The organism is Yoonia maricola (genome assembly GCF_002797915.1).
In the GTDB taxonomy this organism is placed as follows: domain Bacteria; phylum Pseudomonadota; class Alphaproteobacteria; order Rhodobacterales; family Rhodobacteraceae; genus Yoonia; species Yoonia maricola.
In genome coordinates this window covers 233,439-249,077 of sequence record NZ_PGTY01000001.1, presented here as the reverse complement: position 1 = coordinate 249,077, position 15,639 = coordinate 233,439, and the positions used below count along the sequence as shown (strand labels likewise).

Below are 15,639 nucleotides of genomic sequence, written 5' to 3'. Positions count from 1 at the left end.
CAGCGAAAGAACAACTGATGACACATAACACAGCGGTCCAATTCAAGTCAGGCCAAAAGGACAAAGAGGCACTGACAATGCTGGGCGCGATCAATGCCGCCAAAGCGGCCATCGGCTCAATGACCGGCCAGCAGGTTGACGCAATTGTGCAGTGTACACGCGCGGATGACGGGGATTGGACAGTCGCCATTGATGTGATCGAAAGCTTTGCGCGTATGGGCGACAATGATCTTCTGACCACATATGCGGTGCAAATCAATGCGCACGCCGATCTGGTCAATTTCAACCGATTGCGGCGTTATCACCGCGAGGATCAGGAAAACTAATGGCCTATGACATTCAGGGTCCCGCGCAAGGCGATGGGCTTGCCGATGTGCTGGAACGTATCCTTGACAAAGGGGTGGTGATCGCCGGCGATGTTTCGATCTCACTGGTCGGGATTGAACTGCTGACCATCCGACTGCGCCTTTTGATCGCGACCGTCGATAAAGCCAAGGAAATGGGCATTAACTGGTGGGAAAATGACCCGCGTCTTTCGGCGCAGGCCGATACCTTGGCCACCCAGAACGCCGCCTTGCTGGAGCGTATCGATAAGCTGGAAGCCGCATTGACCGCTCAAACAACCAAAGAGGCCACGCTTTCATGACGGACCGTAAGAAATCCAAACGCGCAGACGATGCCAAACGCATCGATGATGGGCTCAGCAACTTAGCCACAGCGCTAGGTGACGCGATCGGCGACATCATAGACGCGCTGAAAGATCGCCCCGAAGGAGAAGTTGCGCGTGACCATGTCATTGAAACAACACGTGGGCCTGTGCGGGCCTATGCAGGCGTACAATTTCGCGTGGGTGGCATGGACGTGACGGTACCACAGGCGCCCGCGGCGACAAAGCAGGAGGAGGATACCACCGCAGAGCCAGACGCATTGTCATCCCACCCCCTCACCTATACGCTGACAGAGAGTGATGCCGTCTGGACCATCATGGCAGATATCCCTGGCGTGTCGCATCAGGACCTGAACCTTGAACGGGATGAAACTGTCCTCTGCATCACAACCGGCGGCGCGCGAAACTACAACGCACGCATCAATATCGGCGCCTCATTTCAACTGGATGATATTGCCATGACCCTAGCGCATGGTGTCCTGACCGTTGAGATTGCGAAAGGCTCTCAGACATGATTTATCTTTATGGTCTCGCCGCCGCCGAAGAGACCGTGCTTTCGGGGATGCTGACGCATGCGCAAGGCCTGCAAGGCCCGCTCAAGTTGGCGCACATCGGACCGTGGTGCCTTATCTATTCGGATCATGATGATCAGGAAATACTGCCCAAACGGCGTTTGCTTTTGGCACATACCAGGGTTCTGGAAACGGTCCTGCCAATCTGCACGATACTACCGGCACGGTTTGGTCTGGTCGCACAGGATCTGGCGCAAGTCTCAGCCCTAGTAGAAGAAAACGCTACTGAAATCACCGCACAATTCGCGAAGGTGACGGGCGCTATCGAACTCGGCGTTCGTATCTCTTTTCCCCGACAGGTCGCACTGGATGCCGCACTGCAAAGTGACACCCAACTCTATGCCCAGCAGGTCGCCTTGCGCAAACGCGGGCCAGAGGCACATTTTGCCATCGCAGAGTTCGGGGGGCGATTGGCCGACCTTCTTGACCAGCGCCGCGGTGTGGCCCAACGCGCCACCTTGGCAGCGCTTCGTCCATTGACGCGAGACCATGTGCTGCGCAAACCCGAAGAAGACACCGAAGTACTGCGCGCCGAATTTCTAGTGGACGCCAATGCACAAGATAGCTTTCAGGATGCTGTCGCCGCGACCGCAGCCAAGCTCGATTTTGCGCCCGGTGCAGAACCTTTGATCCAGATGATCGGCCCGGTACCGATGTACCATTTCGTGCGCCTGAACCTTGGGCTCGACCTTGATCAGGCAGCAGCCTAATGGGTGTGCTGCGATCCTTGCTGACCTTGCCGGTCAAAGGCCCCGTCAACGGTACATTGTGGGTGGCGCGCAAAGTCGAAGAGGCCGCAACCAAAGAGCAAAACGCCCCTGGCACGCTGCGCAAAGCACTTGCAAATCTCGAACGTCAGCTGCTGTCGGGCGAGATCAGTGAAGAGGCCTATGACGAGGCAGAAACCAAGATTTTATTGCGGATCAGAGGCCTGGAATGAGAAAAATAGACATGACTTTGATGAATATCGGAAACCTTAAGGCGTCGTTGCTGTGTCTGCAGCGCCTGATCCAACTATCATTGCGGGCGGACGCCCTATGACATCTTATGAAATCATCGCTGTCGTACCGGAACCGGTCACGCCGCCCAAAGATTTGCCGCTGCGCTTTGTCCAGGCGCATGGGTACACAGCCGTCTTATCCTCGCATCCCAAACCGCTGATCAGCTTACCGATGTCGCGCAAAGACGCGCTTCAATCCGCAGCGCAAAGACAGGCTTGGCTGGAAGGGTGTATGCCCTTGGGCACTGTCTTGCCTTTATGTCCAAATGTCTTTCTGAGCGATGAGGACATCCCTTCGCTGATCACCGCCAATCAACCTTTGTTTGACAATTTGGCAGTGCGACTGGCGGGCAAGGTACAGTTCCAGATCATGATCGGCTGGGACGCACAGGGCGTTCTGACCAAATTTCGCGATGCGCCTGAACTGGCTGGTCTCTTCTCAGCCGACACCCTGACGCAAGAGGCATTAACAACCAGCCTTGCCTCACTTTCAGCCAGATTGTGTCGTACCATGACAGATACGCTGGAAGATGTTGCCGACGATATTCTTCCATTGCCCGTCGTTCCTGACATTCTGTTCAACGCGGCGGTCTTGCAAAACGCCAGTCAAGTCGTAGCCCTTGATGCGGCGCTTGAAAGAATTGATGCAATCTGGACGGAAGGTTTGCAGATCAAACAAGTCGGTCCCGCACCTGCAACTTCTTTCGCAAGCATCATCCCGCAGCAGATCACGACCGGCGCGCTAAAAAGGGCCGCGCGGATGCTGGGCTGCGACTTGCATAACGCACCACAAGCGATAGCAACCGCGCGCCGCGCAGCGCTGTTGCAATCACCAGCACAGGCAAATGAGATAAGAAGAAGCGCAGCCATTCTCGAGGCGGCGGCGCGTGTCGGCCCCGATCCGCAATCTTTTATCCTCTGTACCACAACATCCAATGATCAAGCGGCCTTCCTCGCGCAACGAAAGGTGGCTTGAATGCAGCGCTTTCAATTACACGGGCTTGTCCCGGCACATACGCAACCGCAGCCATCAGCGGCGGACCACGAAATCCTACCCTGTGGTCCGGTCAGCGCCTTGATCAGCACTATCGCACATCTTGACATGGATGAGGAACTTTCACCCGATGTACTGGCAACCTGGGCCGTAAAACACAACGCCATCCTGACCGCCTATTGCGCTGACACAACGGTTGTCCCAATGGCGATTGGGGCGGTTTTTTCTGACAGGTCTGCCATTGCGGCAGAACTCAACGCTGATATGGATGCGCATATCGCTGCCTTACGTGTGTTACGAGACGTGCAAGAATTCACGGTTCAACTGACTGGCACTGACATGCCAAAGCCAGAGGCTGCTCCTGCCGCATCTGGGCGCGATTTCTTGCACCGACAACGCGGCAGGCGCGACAGGCGACATAATCTGCAAAGGGATCGTCAGGCATTTGCGCAAGATATCCTGCATCAGCTTCAAACCCCAACCTTGCAGATTACACCGTCCACCTGTTCCAAGCCGAATAAACTGCTCAATTGTATTGTTCTGATCGCCAAGTCCGATATCACACAGTTGCGGCATATGGCGCGCAACATGCATGATATGGCATTGGACCTGGGCCTCGATCTGGTAATCACAGGACCATGGCCGCCCTACTCCAGCGCGGTGCTGCGCCCCACTTTGCCAGAGGATCAAAATGTCGCTCGCGCTTGAAATGGCGACCCCGCAGGATGCGATCAGGTCCAGTGACACCGCATTGGTTGATGTTGTCGATGGCCTTTTGCGTCACGGCGTTGTCATCAGGGGCGAGCTTTGGTTGACAGTGGCAGATGTTGATCTTGTTTTTCTGGGGTTGGATTTGCTGTTGGCCTCACCGGACAAGATGCGACCTGAAGGCATCACAAGATGACGGTGCTGGGATGGACACGTCACCGCACCAATCTGCCCTCTGGCGTGCGGTCATTACATTGTGGGGACTGGACCATATTGGTGTCTGACGATCCTTCAATACAAACCGCACGCCATCGGCTTGCAGCACAGGTCAGTTGCTTTGACGCAGGTCTTGATTTTCTACCCACCGCGCCCGCACAAAACATCGCAATATATGATGCAACAAGCTTCACCCGTACGACTGATCTTGATGCGCTATGGCGCAAATTGTCAGATCGTGGTCAATTCTCTGTCGCGGTCAGGATGGCGGCGGATCAAGAACATCGCACGCAAGATGGGCGCAGTTGGCTCAAAACGCGTCAGGCTCAACGACAACGGCAGCGGCACTGCGGAACAATGCTGGCCGATATCGTTGCGCATTTGAAGTTACCGACAACGCAACCGCGCCATACCGAAAACAGCGCAAGCTGCGATGTGTTGGTACAACGCGACGACACAAACCGTGTCCACAATGCGATGCAGCATCTTGCGCGTCTGATGCAGGGGCCGCCGGATATGCGGCTTTGTGTCACCGGGCTATGGCCGCCTTTTGGGTTTGTAGATCTGACCAGCAAAACTGAGGCTGCAGAATGACCCGGATTGGTACAAATGACACCGCACAGGTACAGGACAGGATCGCGCGCATTGCCGCTGTGACGGACCGCATCACGATTGATCCCGAAACGGTAGAACAGGATTTGGCACGCGTCGTTCTGGGCCTCATGGAATTTCTGCGTCAATTGATGGAGTTGCAGGCGATCCGCCGCATGGACGCAGGTGCGCTATCGGCAACACAAGAAGAAAAGCTAGGCACAACCCTGATGAAGGCAGAGGCGGCAATCCACGATCTAGCCGCAAAGTTCGGGCTCGCTCCGGAGGACCTTGCCTTGGACCTAGGGCCCTTGGGTAAGACAATCTGAGAATACGGTAACGTCCTATCAACCATTTTCAAATAGTGTCATCGCGAAAGAGATGCGGCATATGCAACAGGATCAAACGAAAATGGGGCAGTCCTTTCAGCCGCACATTCAACAGCTTTTGCAGGCAGGGATTGCCACCCATTTTGTGCAAAACGATACCGCCGTTGACCCGGTTTTTGCCGTATCAAAGACTCAGGACTTCCCGGAGGTTACCTTTGCCGCAGCTTTCGAAGATGGGACAGTTGTGTTGGGATGCAAAGGTGCATTGCCCAAACCCCTGATCGGCCTTGCGCAACCCATCGTGCCGGTCGACACCCAAACGGTCGATCAGACCGATGCCAAGCTTGACGCTATTCTTGCGCGGCTCGAACAGGTTGACGCGGCGGACGCACGTCAGCCTACCCCGCGCGATGATGAAAAATTACTGGCTGTTCTTGACGCACAGATGACACTTGGCAAAACCCTACAAGACCAGCTAACCAGTGTCGCCACAGCCGTTGGAAACCTACCGCAGGACAGTAACAACGCCGCGACAGACAGCGCGCTTAACGCGCTCCATACGCAGCTTGAAACGTTGACTGAAACCATGCAATCGCCCCCCCATGCGGATCGCATATCGCAAGATCTTGCGCAACTGCGCGGCGATATCGCGCAGCTTTTACCTCTGATCGCGGCACAGCAAGCCTTGCCCACAGCCGACGCCATTGAAACTTTGATAGCCGACTTGGAAACCCGCTTGACGGCGCAAACAGCCGCCACTCCTGCGCCCGATCTCACACCTCAGACCGAAGCGATCAACGCGATGGAACAGGCCCTAACGCAGGGGCTGAGTACAGTGTCCAACGATGTCAAAACACTGATTACCATGCACGATACGACCGAAGACTCATCAACGACAGAGGCGCAGTTGTCGGAACTCAAGACCGCGCTCGAAAATCTGCCCGGTCTCGCAGCTATAGGCGACAAATTGGCAACCATATCAGAGCAATTGGGTGGCCTTACGGACAAAAAATCACATGATCCTGCGCAAGATCAACTGAGCGCGCAAATTAATACGCTGGTGACCGATGTCGCCGCGATGTCGCAACGCCCGGATCCGACACTTGATCTGACCGAACAGCGACAAGGATTGGCACGGTTCCAAACGGCCATGAATACCGTTCTTGGACGTTTGGAACAGGCCATTGCGGACCTTGCTGACGTTGGCCAAACCAACCAAAAGCCCGAAACGCAAGACCTGCACAACAAGCTAGACACACTGGCAGATACGCTATCGCCTGTCGAAAGCCTGCCTGCCCAGTTTGCTGATCTGACAGAACAACGGCAAGGGTTGCTCCAGTCCCAAACGGCAATGGCAACGATTTTGAGGCGGGTTGAGCTGGCGATTACAAACCTTTCCAAGGTCGAAGACACCAACAAAAAGCCCGAAACGCAGCACCTGCACGATAAACTAGACACGCTGGCAGATACGCTCGCGCCTGTCGAAAGCCTACCAGCGCAGTTGGCTGATCTGACTGAACAGCAGCAAGGTTTGCTCCAGTTCCAAACGGCAATAGCGCCCGTTTTGGAACGGATGGAATTGGCGATGGCAAATCTTTCCGAGGTTCATGAAACCAGCCAGAAAACGGATACACAGGATTTGCATGCCAAGCTTGATATGCTGTCTGACACCTTTGCATCGGTCAGTGGCTTGCCTGCGCAATTTGCCGATCTGACAGCCTCGCTTGCCCCGCTACCGCAACAAAGTGATACTATCCTTGGTCAATTATCTGAACTCAGCCTCCGTGCTGACCCAGCCACATATGAGACAGCACAGCGACGCAGCATGGCATATTTTGCCAATGCCATCAGTTCAATTATAGCGCGCATTGAAACCACGGCGGATGCCATGGGTAACGATAACGCGCAACCAGACCTGACCCCGCTGCTGACCCGGATTGAAGCATCCCTTTCTGCGGTGGCCGCACAGCCACAAGCGGATGTTGGTGAAATTCTTCAGGCACAGCGCGATGACCTGAACGTATTACGCGCCGATATCGCGACCCTTTGCGAACGGCCATTACCGACGATCGATCTGACCGCACAAAGGGCTAGCTTTGCGCAGTTTGCAACAGCACTGCGCAGTATTTTAGAACGGTTTGAAGGGATCGCCGCGCAAATTGAAGCACCCCAAGAAGTGCAACTGCCGCCAAACCCTGCCGAGCCTCATCAGGACGAAACAGCGCCAAGCTTTTCCGACAATCGCATTTCATTGGACGCATTGCGCCTGGATTTTGCCGAACTGATCGCAAAACAAATCATGGACCATACGCACCAATCCCCCCCCTTGGTCGATCACAACCCCGGTTAAAACGATTAAAACTTTTGCCAACTAACCGCAGCAATCAACACAATATTATCGACTGCCATTTAATCAGGATTGAGCCTTGAACGTCAAAAGGCTGAGAGCGCTATCAATCATGGAGAAAATAAATGGCAATCGAGAAGAACATTGCATCCGCATCCATTGCGGAAGTCGTCGACCGTATCTTGGACAAGGGCATCGTCATTGACGCCTTCGTCAGGATTTCATTGGTTGGGATCGAACTGATCGCAATCGAGGTACGTGCCGTCGTGTCATCAGTGGAAACCTGGCTAAAATACGCAGAGGCTGTTGGTCTCACGGTTGACCCTGCCACCGCATAAAGCGTGCGCTGTCATGAAGGCGGGGCATCCTGAGCAAACGCTTTGGCGATTGCTTCAATGTCCCGCCCCAATGGCCGGTCCTGCGTCAATGGCGCGCTGATCCCCCTGACATAGGCCTGTAATTTCAGCGCCACGGGCGAGAAAGACAGGCCGGTCTGATCTTGTGACCGGATATCTATCGCTTGCGCCATACTCAGTGCGAGTATGGCCTGCACACGCATCAGCATATCCAGCTTGTGTTGCACATGACGCGCTGCAATCGTCCCCATCGACACCACATCCTGATTGGCACCGTTCGTTGAAATCGACTGGGCCGATGCCGCACCCTGCGTGCGCATCTCAGCGACCAAGGCCGTTGCGGTTACTTGTGCGCCCATCAACCCGGAATTCAGCCCGCCCACACCTTGATGCAAAAATGCGGGCAATCCACGGTTCAACGTTTCATCCGTCAACCGGGCCATTTGCCGTTCGGCGAAACCAGCCAGCACGCAAACCCCTGTGGCCAAAGCGTCGGATGCCAAACCGACATGCTGCCCCATAAAATTGCCACCATGCAGCACCAGCGGCCCGTCATCATGCGGTAGCGGAAAAATTGGATTGTCTGTTACGGCGTTCAGCTCAGTCGTGACCACCTGATTATGCCAGTCAAGCATATCCCACACAGCGCCAATGACCTGAGGCGCGCAGCGCAGCGTATAAGCGTCCTGCCCGGCGCGTTCCTCGGTCTGGCGGGGCACATCGGTCAAAATGCGATCTGCCAGGCACCTGCGTTCAACCCGCTCGCTCCCAACCAAAGCTGCACGCAGTAGCCCCGCCGTTTCAATCTGCCGGGCGTGGGGGCGCAAGGTACCAAAGGCCGGATGCCAGGCTTCGGTCCTCGCGTTTTGAACCTCTGCCATGGCGGCGGTCAGCGCGATGGACCAACCCACCGCACGTCCCGCCAAATCTGCATTCAACACCGCAATCCCGGTCATGGCTGAGGTCCCATTGACCAGCGCCAGCCCGTCACGTTGTGCAAGATCCAGCGGCGCGATACCCAGCTGATCCAGCCCATTTTGGCTGTGATAAAACCGCCCCGCCTTGTCAAAGAACGCCCCACGGCCCTGAAAACAAAGCACCATATGCGCCAGCGGTGTCAGGTCACCTGATGCGCCAACTGTACCCTGGCTGGGCACCTCAGGTGCGAGTTCCGAATTTATCAATTTAATCAGTGCATTGATTGCCAATTCTGAAGCGCCAGAGGCGCCTTGCAAAATGGACATCAGCCGCGCAAATACCATCGCCCTTGCTGCCCGCCAGCCCAGCGCGGGCCCGACACCGGATGCCAAATGATGCACCAAATTTTGCTGTAACAACGCGCCCGATGACGTGTCGACCAGCCTGTTGGCCAGCGGCCCAAACCCTGTCGTCAGCCCATAAACATGTCGATCCTCAGCGATCACCTGCTGCAACCGCTGGTGCGCGGCGACACAGCGCGCGACAGCATCCGGATGCAATTCAATACTGATCCCATGATCAATGATTGCAACGGCATCGGTGATGCTCACTTGCCGGTCCAGAACAATATGGCTCTTTTGCGCGCAGTCTCGCAGATGCATAGAAAGTCCCCCTTGGTGCTGTCAGTGACACTAAGGGTGACTTGGTTAATGCAGTCCTAAGGCCAGCATGTGCCGGGACGCTTTATTGTCATCGGCGTGATTGCCAATGCGATGAAAAGAAATCCTTAAAGGTATGGGTGTAGGGCTGTGATCGAAAACGAAGGATCGGTCATGACAGAAGAACCCTTGAGTATTGAACCCGATACGCCTGCATTGCTGTTAGAGCATGTCATCGGCCCGGTTGCTGAAAGGCTGTTGGCCGCTAAAATTTTGCTGCTATTTGATTTCGAAACCGGCAGCTTATGTACGACCAATCAAACGGCACAAATGCAGCTTGGCCTCGATATCAGCAACCCGATCCAGCCGACATTTGCTGAAATGACTGGGGGCGGGGAAACGGATAGCTATTGGGACAGCTTGCAATCCGGCATGGATTGCAATTGGTCTGGCATGATTGAAGGTGCATTGGGCCTTTCGGTTTCGGGTGACATTCTCGCAACGCCTTGCGGCACGGATGATCAGGTCACACACGCGCTGATCCAGTTGACCGAAGCTGCACCGATCGCGACATCAGCGGATACGGACGAACAAACGCCCCTTCTTCGCAGTATGGATGCCGCCGTTGGCACGATCACCTTTGATCTGGATGGCAATATCCTGAGCTTGAACGACCGCGCCATGACCGCGATGGAAGACTATGGCGAAGAACTGGTCGGCCAGAATCATGATAAAATCTGGCCCAAGGCGGTCTGCGAGTCTGAGATATATTTCGACTTCTGGGAAAAGTTGCGTCAAGGGCGCACGGTGGAAGGACGTTATAAGCATCTGACAGCGGTCGGCACAGAGGTTTGGTTTCACTGCATCTACACCCCCATCCAAGATAGCAGCGGGCAGGCAAGCCAGGTCTTGCAATGCCTGATGGATGTGTCGGAAAGCACCTATGCCGCTGAAAAAGCGATCGAGCAAAGCAATGCGCTCTGGGATGGCCTGGCAATGTGCACCTTTGACAAGGATCGCCATATCTCGGCCATCAATAAGAAAATGGCCGACATTCTGGGACAGGACCCGGATGATGCAATTGGCAAACATGACGATGATTTCTGTGACAAAGGGTTTGCGCGAGGCACCCTTTACAAGAAGACATGGGAAGATCTTGCGGATGGGCGCACACAGCACCTGCGCATCAGGCACCGGGCCAAGGACCAAAGCCTGGTTTGGCTTGCAACGACCCTGATCCCGGTCATGAACGAAGCAGGCCAGCTAGAAAAAGTGATCAAAGTTGGTGACGACATTACTGAAGAACACGAAGACTATATCGACAGCCGCGCGATGCTGGCTGCCTCTGAGGATATGATCGGGCGGGCCGAATTTGACGGTGCGGGCGCACTGCTTAAGGGCAACAAAACATTCCGCAAGCTCTTTAAGATTGAACCAGAAGAGATGAACGGCAAGAGCCTGAAAGACCTGTTTTCGGGTCGCATGGCAGGAGACGCCATCTATCGCAACTTCTGGGACCGCATGCACGAAGGCACGCGGGTCGAAAAAACCGACGAAATGCAAACCACAGACGGTGAGACCGTCTATATCAAAGCGATCTATGTGCCACTTTTCACGCCAAACGGCAATTTTTGGAAGCTCGCGCTATTTTTCGTTGATGTCACCGCCAGCAATATCCGCGAGATGAAACTGGATGAACGCATGCGCGCCATCAATCTGACCCAGATGATGATTGAATATAAACCGGACGGTACAGTCATTGATGTGAATGAAAAATTCATGTCCGCTTTCGGTGTGACCGAGCAGGAAGTGAAAGGGCAGAAAGTCAGTACACTTTATGCCAATGACACCAAGGAAAGCGACAATCACCGTAAAATGTGGGATCGTGTGACCAGCGGCGAAAGCGAAACGGGCGAGTTCAGACATCGCAATCAAAACGATGAAGACATCTGGTTGCTGGGCGCTTACAGCCCCATCCTTGACCCCAAGCAGAATGTGTCCAGTGTCATTCTGTTTGCCAGCGATATCACGACGGAAAAACTGTCCCGTCTGGAAACACGCTCCAAGCTTGACGCCTTGAATGCGCTGCAATCTGTCGTGGAATATGACACCGCTGGAAATGTTCTGCGGGCCAATGACACCTTCCTAAAGACCTTTGGCTATTCGCTGCGAGAGATTGTCGGGCAGCATCATTCGATGTTCTGCTCGCCCGACTACGTCCAGACTGAAGAATACCGGACCCTTTGGTTCAACTTGGGCAAAGGCGAAAGCTACACCGGGCGTGTGCGGCGCATTGCGCGATTTAACCGCGATGTCCATATGGCGGCCAATTATCACCCGGTCCGTAACATTGATGGTGAAGTCACCAAAGTCATCAAATCCGGTGTTGAAATCTCTGCACTCATCGCCCTTGAAAACAAAGCGCGCGACAGCAGCGATGAAATCGCGGCGATGATCCAGGGCGGCACAGGATCAGCGGCACAGATCAAACGGGAAGCCGATGATCTGTCCGTCACAACAAAATCGTCACAAGACCTGACCGCGCAAAACAAAGCCAAAGTGGAAAAGACGCTCCAGAACCTCAACAATGCCTCGGGCGAGATATCAGAACTTGCCGAAATTGTTGAAGTCGTGGGCGAAATCGCCGTGCAGACGAACCTCTTGGCTTTCAACGCAGCAATTGAAGCTGCACGCGCAGGCGAGCATGGGATCGGGTTTTCAATCGTCGCTGACGAAGTGCGCAAACTTGCAGAGCGCAATGGCGAAGCCGCGCGCGGGATCAGCCGCCATGTCGAACAAGCCAGCGGTTTGTTGACCGCAGGAACTACAAACGCCAATGCCGTGCTTGACGACCTTGGCACACAGGCCGCGACACTGGCCCAAAACGCCGACGCAATCTCAGCCATCATCACCGAAAGTGACATGCAAACACAGAAAATGTCGCAAGTTGTTCAAATCACCGACAAACTCAGTGCCGCAATTGAAGAATAGCGGGCGCAATGACTGAAACATCGCATCGGCAATTTGGCATCATGCAAATTGGGGACACTTTGCTTGGCGTTCCGATAGAACATCTGTCAGAGGTACTTCATGTCCATAAGGAACTGCAACTGCCACAGAAATCTGCCCTTTTATGCGGCGGTATCGAACTGCGCGGGCAACTGGTTCCCGTGCTTGATCTGCAGCAGCTCGGTCATTTACCCTCCACTGATCCTCAATCGCGCTTTGGCGTGATCCTCGAAAATGACAGACATATCTTGGCGATTTTCGTGGATCAGATCGTTGGAATTGCAACAATTGCACCAGCCGATATCCAACGCATCGCTGGCCAAAACGCGACAGCCCCGCCGCTTTTTCAAGATGTCTTCACCTATGAAGGGCAATTTGTATCGCTGCTTGATGTGGCCGCCATCTTTGCACTGCCCGATATCTATGCGGTCGCACGCCAGCACAGCACATCCGATCAGACACGGCGCATCCTTGACCCCATGCTGACATTTGCGGCTGGCGGCGCCCTCTACACTGTCCCCGCGGTCGAAGTTTATGCCGCCATCCACAAACAAACAATTCAACGAACCGCCATTACGGTTGGCCCCTGTCTGGGGGAAATCAGCTATCATGGACGGCGCATTCCCGTGCTTTGCCCTGTTCGCATTCTCGGCCTTGGCACGCCGGTGACCGCACAAATGACCGAAGTGGTCGCTTTACGGTTTCCCGGCGACCTCATCCTTGGCTTCGCGGTTGAGGCCATTCACGAAATAGACACTCTGGCCACGGCCAAGGAAACAACCTTGCCTATCTGGCAGGCCGACCGGAATTTCATTGCAAAAATCATCATCCGTGACGATGGCTCACAGGTCTATGCAGTTGATCTTGCCACAATTCACGGCGCAAAAGACCTGCAAGAAATCGCAACCCTGTCAAAACCAGACACGCCCCCTGCCGAAGACAGCCCCGCCCAAGACAGCCAGACGGAAAACCAGAACGTCACGATCACCAAGGAACGCTACCTTGTTGTTGCGGCACCTGAAAAACTCGCGATCCCACTCTCGCAGGTCAATTGCATTGTGAAACAACCTGATCGGCTGACCGCCACGGACGTCAGCAAACCGGGGTTTCGCGGTTATTTCTCGCGGTCCGACGAAAGTATTGCGCTTTTTGATCTATCCGAATGCATGGGCCAATCTGCCATCGATAATCCGCAAGCCAAAATTTTGCTGACAGGCGGGCCAGGACACCAAGTGGGTTATTTGGTTGACCGCGTGGTTAGCATTGAAATGTCGGAATGGTGCGAAAACCCATCAAAAGACCCCGCCAAGCAAAGCAAACCACTGGTCCAACTGGGCACCGGGGCAAAGGCGACTGTACTGCCCATGTGCCGCTTGCCGGATATGACTGAAGGTGGCACTGAACGCCTCTTCTAGGCCAGCGAAAGCCCCACGGCCTGCCCGGTTCGCGCACTTTCCTGCGCAGCCAACCCGATTGCAATCGCTCGCGCCCCATCGGTCAACGTCACTTCAACCTCACCCTGCCCGCGGACCACAGCATTGAACCGCTGATGCTGATAGAAGGTCGACCCATTATGATCACCCGCATCCAAAAGCGCAGGATCAACCGGGATCTCTGATACATAAGGCCCCTTCGGCGCACGCGGACTGATGATCATCTGCGGCACCGGCGGATCACCCAGCAATTTCGGCCAGAACCGGCCCGGTCCCGGCACCAAGGCCTCAATCTTGCCCTTTGGGCCGACGGCGCTGATTTCTTCCTGGTATTTTGAGCCTTCCGCGAACATGCACAGTTCCAGCATCGCGCGCGCACCTTTCGCAAAATCCAGAATGACATAGCCATTGTCCCAGATATCAGGCACCTGCCCGTCATAGCGCTCATCGATGTGGTTCAGCGACTGGCCTGCACTGGCCATGACGCGCACCGGTTCATCGCCAAGGATCAGCCGCATCAGATCAAAGAAATGGCAGCATTTTTCAACCAATGTGCCACCCGTCTTGGCGTTAAAGCGGTTCCAATCGCCAATCTTGGGCAGAAACGGAAAGCGATGTTCGCGGATCGTCAGCATCTTGATGCCTCCGGTCGCCTGCTCGGCCTGCGCAATCAACGCGGCAACAGGCGGCATATAGCGATACTCCATCGCGACCCACACCGGATGCGCGTATCCGTCAAATAGCTTATCCAGCACCGCCGCATCAGCCGGATCGGTGTAGAGTGGTTTTTCACACAGGATCGGCAGCGGGCGGGTCGCCACGATCTGCTGCAACTGGGCGACATGCAGGTAATTGGGGCTGACAATGACCACCGCGTCCAACTGGTCAAACGCCAACAACGCCTCCAACGATCCGGCCACATGCGCATCTTCAGCCAAAGTCGCCGCCGCTTCTGCCAGTTCGGCCACTGGATCATAGACAACGGACACCCGCCCCTGCGGCAAAAGGTTGATATTCTGAATATGTTCGCGGCCCATCATGCCGCAGCCAATCAGGCCGTAGTTTACAGTATCCACGTCGTTCTAACCTTTGCCCATACGAGAGATGTAGTTGGCGCGTTTGGCGTCATACCAAGTGCGCGAAAATTCGGCCGGTTCCTTGGCGGCGGTCCAGCTGACCCGCGCGATGTAGCCTGCGGTTTGGCCCGCTGTGAGGTGAAATGCATCCGGTGTCCAGTCGGGCATTACGTCAACCCCGATCTGATCCTCGACCGAGGCGATCACGATACCCAATTCATGCCGGTAAAAGTGGTAAAGCGAATCCGACAAATCCTGAGGTGCAACAATGTCGCGGGACGCGCCGTCCAACCAGATTTCCTCTAGCGCGATCACAATGCCGTCCAAAGATCGTACCCGCCTGATCCGATGCCCTTCTGCGTCACCACCCAAGCGCGCAAAGCCGTCAGGCTTGGCCAAGCGATCCACCGATAAGACCTCTGCGGTCGGCAAACCGCCCCCTTTCAGCAACTCCAAGCGAAAAAAAGCATAGACCGAATCCACTGCAGGCCTGTGCCGTACATAGTTGCCCGATCCCTGCACGCGGTCCAGCAAGCCCTTTGCTTCCACATCCGCCAAAGCCTTGCGCAAAGTGCCAACCGCGACCCCCAAATCATCCGCCATATCCCGTTCTGGCGGCAGCCGTGCGCCATCTGCCAGATGGCCTGCAGCAATCTCGCGGATCAACATTTCGCTAAGCTGAATGAATTTTGGCAACGCCGATGACTGAGCAGAGGTTTTCGCCATGGTGGCACCTCCCAACGCCAGCACATGAAAATTGATAC

General features: G+C 55.1%; 17 protein-coding genes. 14 read left to right on the top strand and 3 right to left on the bottom strand.

Annotation, left to right across the window (positions count from 1 at the left end; all coding sequences use genetic code 11):
• Window positions 1–17 precede the first annotated feature (17 nt).
• The 12 genes from gvpO (at window position 18) to gvpA (ending at window position 7,762) form a co-directional block, all read left to right on the top strand.
• Window positions 18–326: a gas vesicle protein GvpO gene (gene gvpO / locus BC777_RS01280; protein ID WP_100366359.1), complete on the top strand. Its 309-nt coding sequence runs from the start codon at window positions 18–20 to the stop codon at window positions 324–326.
• A complete protein-coding gene (locus tag BC777_RS19730; protein WP_100366358.1) occupies window positions 326–646 on the top strand; it encodes a gas vesicle protein in 321 nt (106 codons plus the stop codon). The genes gvpO and BC777_RS19730 overlap by 1 nt, the downstream gene beginning before the upstream one ends.
• The gene (locus BC777_RS01270; RefSeq protein WP_100366357.1) at window positions 643–1,182 is read left to right on the top strand and encodes an Hsp20/alpha crystallin family protein; all 540 of its coding nucleotides are present in this window, start codon (window positions 643–645) and stop codon (window positions 1,180–1,182) included. The genes BC777_RS19730 and BC777_RS01270 overlap by 4 nt, the downstream gene beginning before the upstream one ends.
• The gene (locus BC777_RS01265) at window positions 1,179–1,949 is read left to right on the top strand and encodes a GvpL/GvpF family gas vesicle protein (RefSeq protein ID WP_100366356.1); all 771 of its coding nucleotides are present in this window, start codon (window positions 1,179–1,181) and stop codon (window positions 1,947–1,949) included. Before BC777_RS01270 ends, BC777_RS01265 begins: the two co-directional genes overlap by 4 nt.
• Window positions 1,949–2,179 (top strand): gas vesicle protein GvpG, encoded by a 231-nt coding sequence (locus BC777_RS01260; RefSeq protein WP_100366355.1) that lies wholly within the window; start codon window positions 1,949–1,951, stop codon window positions 2,177–2,179. Before BC777_RS01265 ends, BC777_RS01260 begins: the two co-directional genes overlap by 1 nt.
• A gap of 97 nt (window positions 2,180–2,276) precedes the next feature.
• Window positions 2,277–3,215, top strand: a complete 939-nt coding sequence (locus BC777_RS01255; RefSeq protein ID WP_133122500.1) for a GvpL/GvpF family gas vesicle protein — start codon at window positions 2,277–2,279, stop codon at window positions 3,213–3,215.
• Complete coding sequence (locus tag BC777_RS01250; protein ID WP_100366353.1) at window positions 3,216–3,941, top strand: GvpL/GvpF family gas vesicle protein; 726 nt, start codon at window positions 3,216–3,218, stop codon at window positions 3,939–3,941.
• Window positions 3,925–4,137: a gas vesicle protein GvpJ gene (gvpJ, locus tag BC777_RS01245; RefSeq protein WP_100366352.1), complete on the top strand. Its 213-nt coding sequence runs from the start codon at window positions 3,925–3,927 to the stop codon at window positions 4,135–4,137. Before BC777_RS01250 ends, gvpJ begins: the two co-directional genes overlap by 17 nt.
• The gene (locus BC777_RS01240; protein WP_100366351.1) at window positions 4,134–4,751 is read left to right on the top strand and encodes a GvpL/GvpF family gas vesicle protein; all 618 of its coding nucleotides are present in this window, start codon (window positions 4,134–4,136) and stop codon (window positions 4,749–4,751) included. Before gvpJ ends, BC777_RS01240 begins: the two co-directional genes overlap by 4 nt.
• On the top strand, window positions 4,748–5,077 hold the full coding sequence (locus BC777_RS01235; RefSeq protein ID WP_100366350.1) for a gas vesicle protein K: 330 nt from the start codon (window positions 4,748–4,750) through the stop codon (window positions 5,075–5,077). Before BC777_RS01240 ends, BC777_RS01235 begins: the two co-directional genes overlap by 4 nt.
• Before the next feature lie 61 nt (window positions 5,078–5,138).
• Window positions 5,139–7,427 carry a coiled-coil domain-containing protein gene (locus BC777_RS01230; protein WP_100366349.1) on the top strand — a complete coding sequence of 763 codons (2,289 nt, stop codon included), beginning with the start codon at window positions 5,139–5,141 and terminating at the stop codon, window positions 7,425–7,427.
• 122 nt (window positions 7,428–7,549) lie between these two features.
• Window positions 7,550–7,762 carry a gas vesicle structural protein GvpA gene (gene gvpA, locus BC777_RS01225; RefSeq protein ID WP_100366348.1) on the top strand — a complete coding sequence of 71 codons (213 nt, stop codon included), beginning with the start codon at window positions 7,550–7,552 and terminating at the stop codon, window positions 7,760–7,762.
• Between the two features lie 11 nt (window positions 7,763–7,773).
• Here the strand turns inward: gvpA and BC777_RS01220 are convergent, their stop codons facing one another.
• Window positions 7,774–9,360: an HAL/PAL/TAL family ammonia-lyase gene (locus tag BC777_RS01220; RefSeq protein WP_100366347.1), complete on the bottom strand. Its 1,587-nt coding sequence runs from the start codon at window positions 9,358–9,360 to the stop codon at window positions 7,774–7,776.
• Between the two features lie 171 nt (window positions 9,361–9,531).
• Between BC777_RS01220 and BC777_RS01215 the strand changes: the two genes are divergently transcribed.
• Window positions 9,532–12,348 carry a PAS domain-containing methyl-accepting chemotaxis protein gene (locus tag BC777_RS01215; RefSeq protein WP_133122499.1) on the top strand — a complete coding sequence of 939 codons (2,817 nt, stop codon included), beginning with the start codon at window positions 9,532–9,534 and terminating at the stop codon, window positions 12,346–12,348.
• An 8-nt stretch (window positions 12,349–12,356) separates the two neighbouring features.
• Complete coding sequence (locus tag BC777_RS01210) at window positions 12,357–13,781, top strand: chemotaxis protein CheW (RefSeq protein WP_100366345.1); 1,425 nt, start codon at window positions 12,357–12,359, stop codon at window positions 13,779–13,781.
• Here BC777_RS01210 and BC777_RS01205 read toward each other — a convergent pair.
• On the bottom strand, window positions 13,778–14,875 hold the full coding sequence (locus BC777_RS01205) for a Gfo/Idh/MocA family protein (protein ID WP_100366344.1): 1,098 nt from the start codon (window positions 14,873–14,875) through the stop codon (window positions 13,778–13,780). The two genes, BC777_RS01210 and BC777_RS01205, sit on opposite strands and share 4 nt — an antisense overlap.
• Window positions 14,876–14,881: 6 nt before the next feature.
• The gene (locus tag BC777_RS01200) at window positions 14,882–15,601 is read right to left on the bottom strand and encodes a GntR family transcriptional regulator (protein WP_100367949.1); all 720 of its coding nucleotides are present in this window, start codon (window positions 15,599–15,601) and stop codon (window positions 14,882–14,884) included.
• Window positions 15,602–15,639 lie beyond the last annotated feature (38 nt).

What these genes read in the sequence shown, in the direction of transcription:
- BC777_RS01210 (WP_100366345.1), top strand. Translation starts at nt 12,357, where the DNA reads ATGACTGAAACATCGCATCGGCAATTTGGCATCATGCAAATTGGGGAC.
- BC777_RS01230 (WP_100366349.1), top strand. Translation starts at nt 5,139, where the DNA reads ATGCAACAGGATCAAACGAAAATGGGGCAGTCCTTTCAGCCGCACATT.
- BC777_RS01260 (WP_100366355.1), top strand. Translation starts at nt 1,949, where the DNA reads ATGGGTGTGCTGCGATCCTTGCTGACCTTGCCGGTCAAAGGCCCCGTC.
- BC777_RS01200 (WP_100367949.1), bottom strand. Translation starts at nt 15,601, where the DNA reads ATGGCGAAAACCTCTGCTCAGTCATCGGCGTTGCCAAAATTCATTCAG.
- BC777_RS01270 (WP_100366357.1), top strand. Translation starts at nt 643, where the DNA reads ATGACGGACCGTAAGAAATCCAAACGCGCAGACGATGCCAAACGCATC.
- gvpO (WP_100366359.1), top strand. Translation starts at nt 18, where the DNA reads ATGACACATAACACAGCGGTCCAATTCAAGTCAGGCCAAAAGGACAAA.
- BC777_RS01215 (WP_133122499.1), top strand. Translation starts at nt 9,532, where the DNA reads ATGACAGAAGAACCCTTGAGTATTGAACCCGATACGCCTGCATTGCTG.
- BC777_RS01250 (WP_100366353.1), top strand. Translation starts at nt 3,216, where the DNA reads ATGCAGCGCTTTCAATTACACGGGCTTGTCCCGGCACATACGCAACCG.
- BC777_RS01235 (WP_100366350.1), top strand. Translation starts at nt 4,748, where the DNA reads ATGACCCGGATTGGTACAAATGACACCGCACAGGTACAGGACAGGATC.
- BC777_RS01255 (WP_133122500.1), top strand. Translation starts at nt 2,277, where the DNA reads ATGACATCTTATGAAATCATCGCTGTCGTACCGGAACCGGTCACGCCG.
- BC777_RS01220 (WP_100366347.1), bottom strand. Translation starts at nt 9,360, where the DNA reads ATGCATCTGCGAGACTGCGCGCAAAAGAGCCATATTGTTCTGGACCGG.
- BC777_RS01265 (WP_100366356.1), top strand. Translation starts at nt 1,179, where the DNA reads ATGATTTATCTTTATGGTCTCGCCGCCGCCGAAGAGACCGTGCTTTCG.
- BC777_RS01240 (WP_100366351.1), top strand. Translation starts at nt 4,134, where the DNA reads ATGACGGTGCTGGGATGGACACGTCACCGCACCAATCTGCCCTCTGGC.
- gvpA (WP_100366348.1), top strand. Translation starts at nt 7,550, where the DNA reads ATGGCAATCGAGAAGAACATTGCATCCGCATCCATTGCGGAAGTCGTC.
- BC777_RS19730 (WP_100366358.1), top strand. Translation starts at nt 326, where the DNA reads ATGGCCTATGACATTCAGGGTCCCGCGCAAGGCGATGGGCTTGCCGAT.
- gvpJ (WP_100366352.1), top strand. Translation starts at nt 3,925, where the DNA reads ATGTCGCTCGCGCTTGAAATGGCGACCCCGCAGGATGCGATCAGGTCC.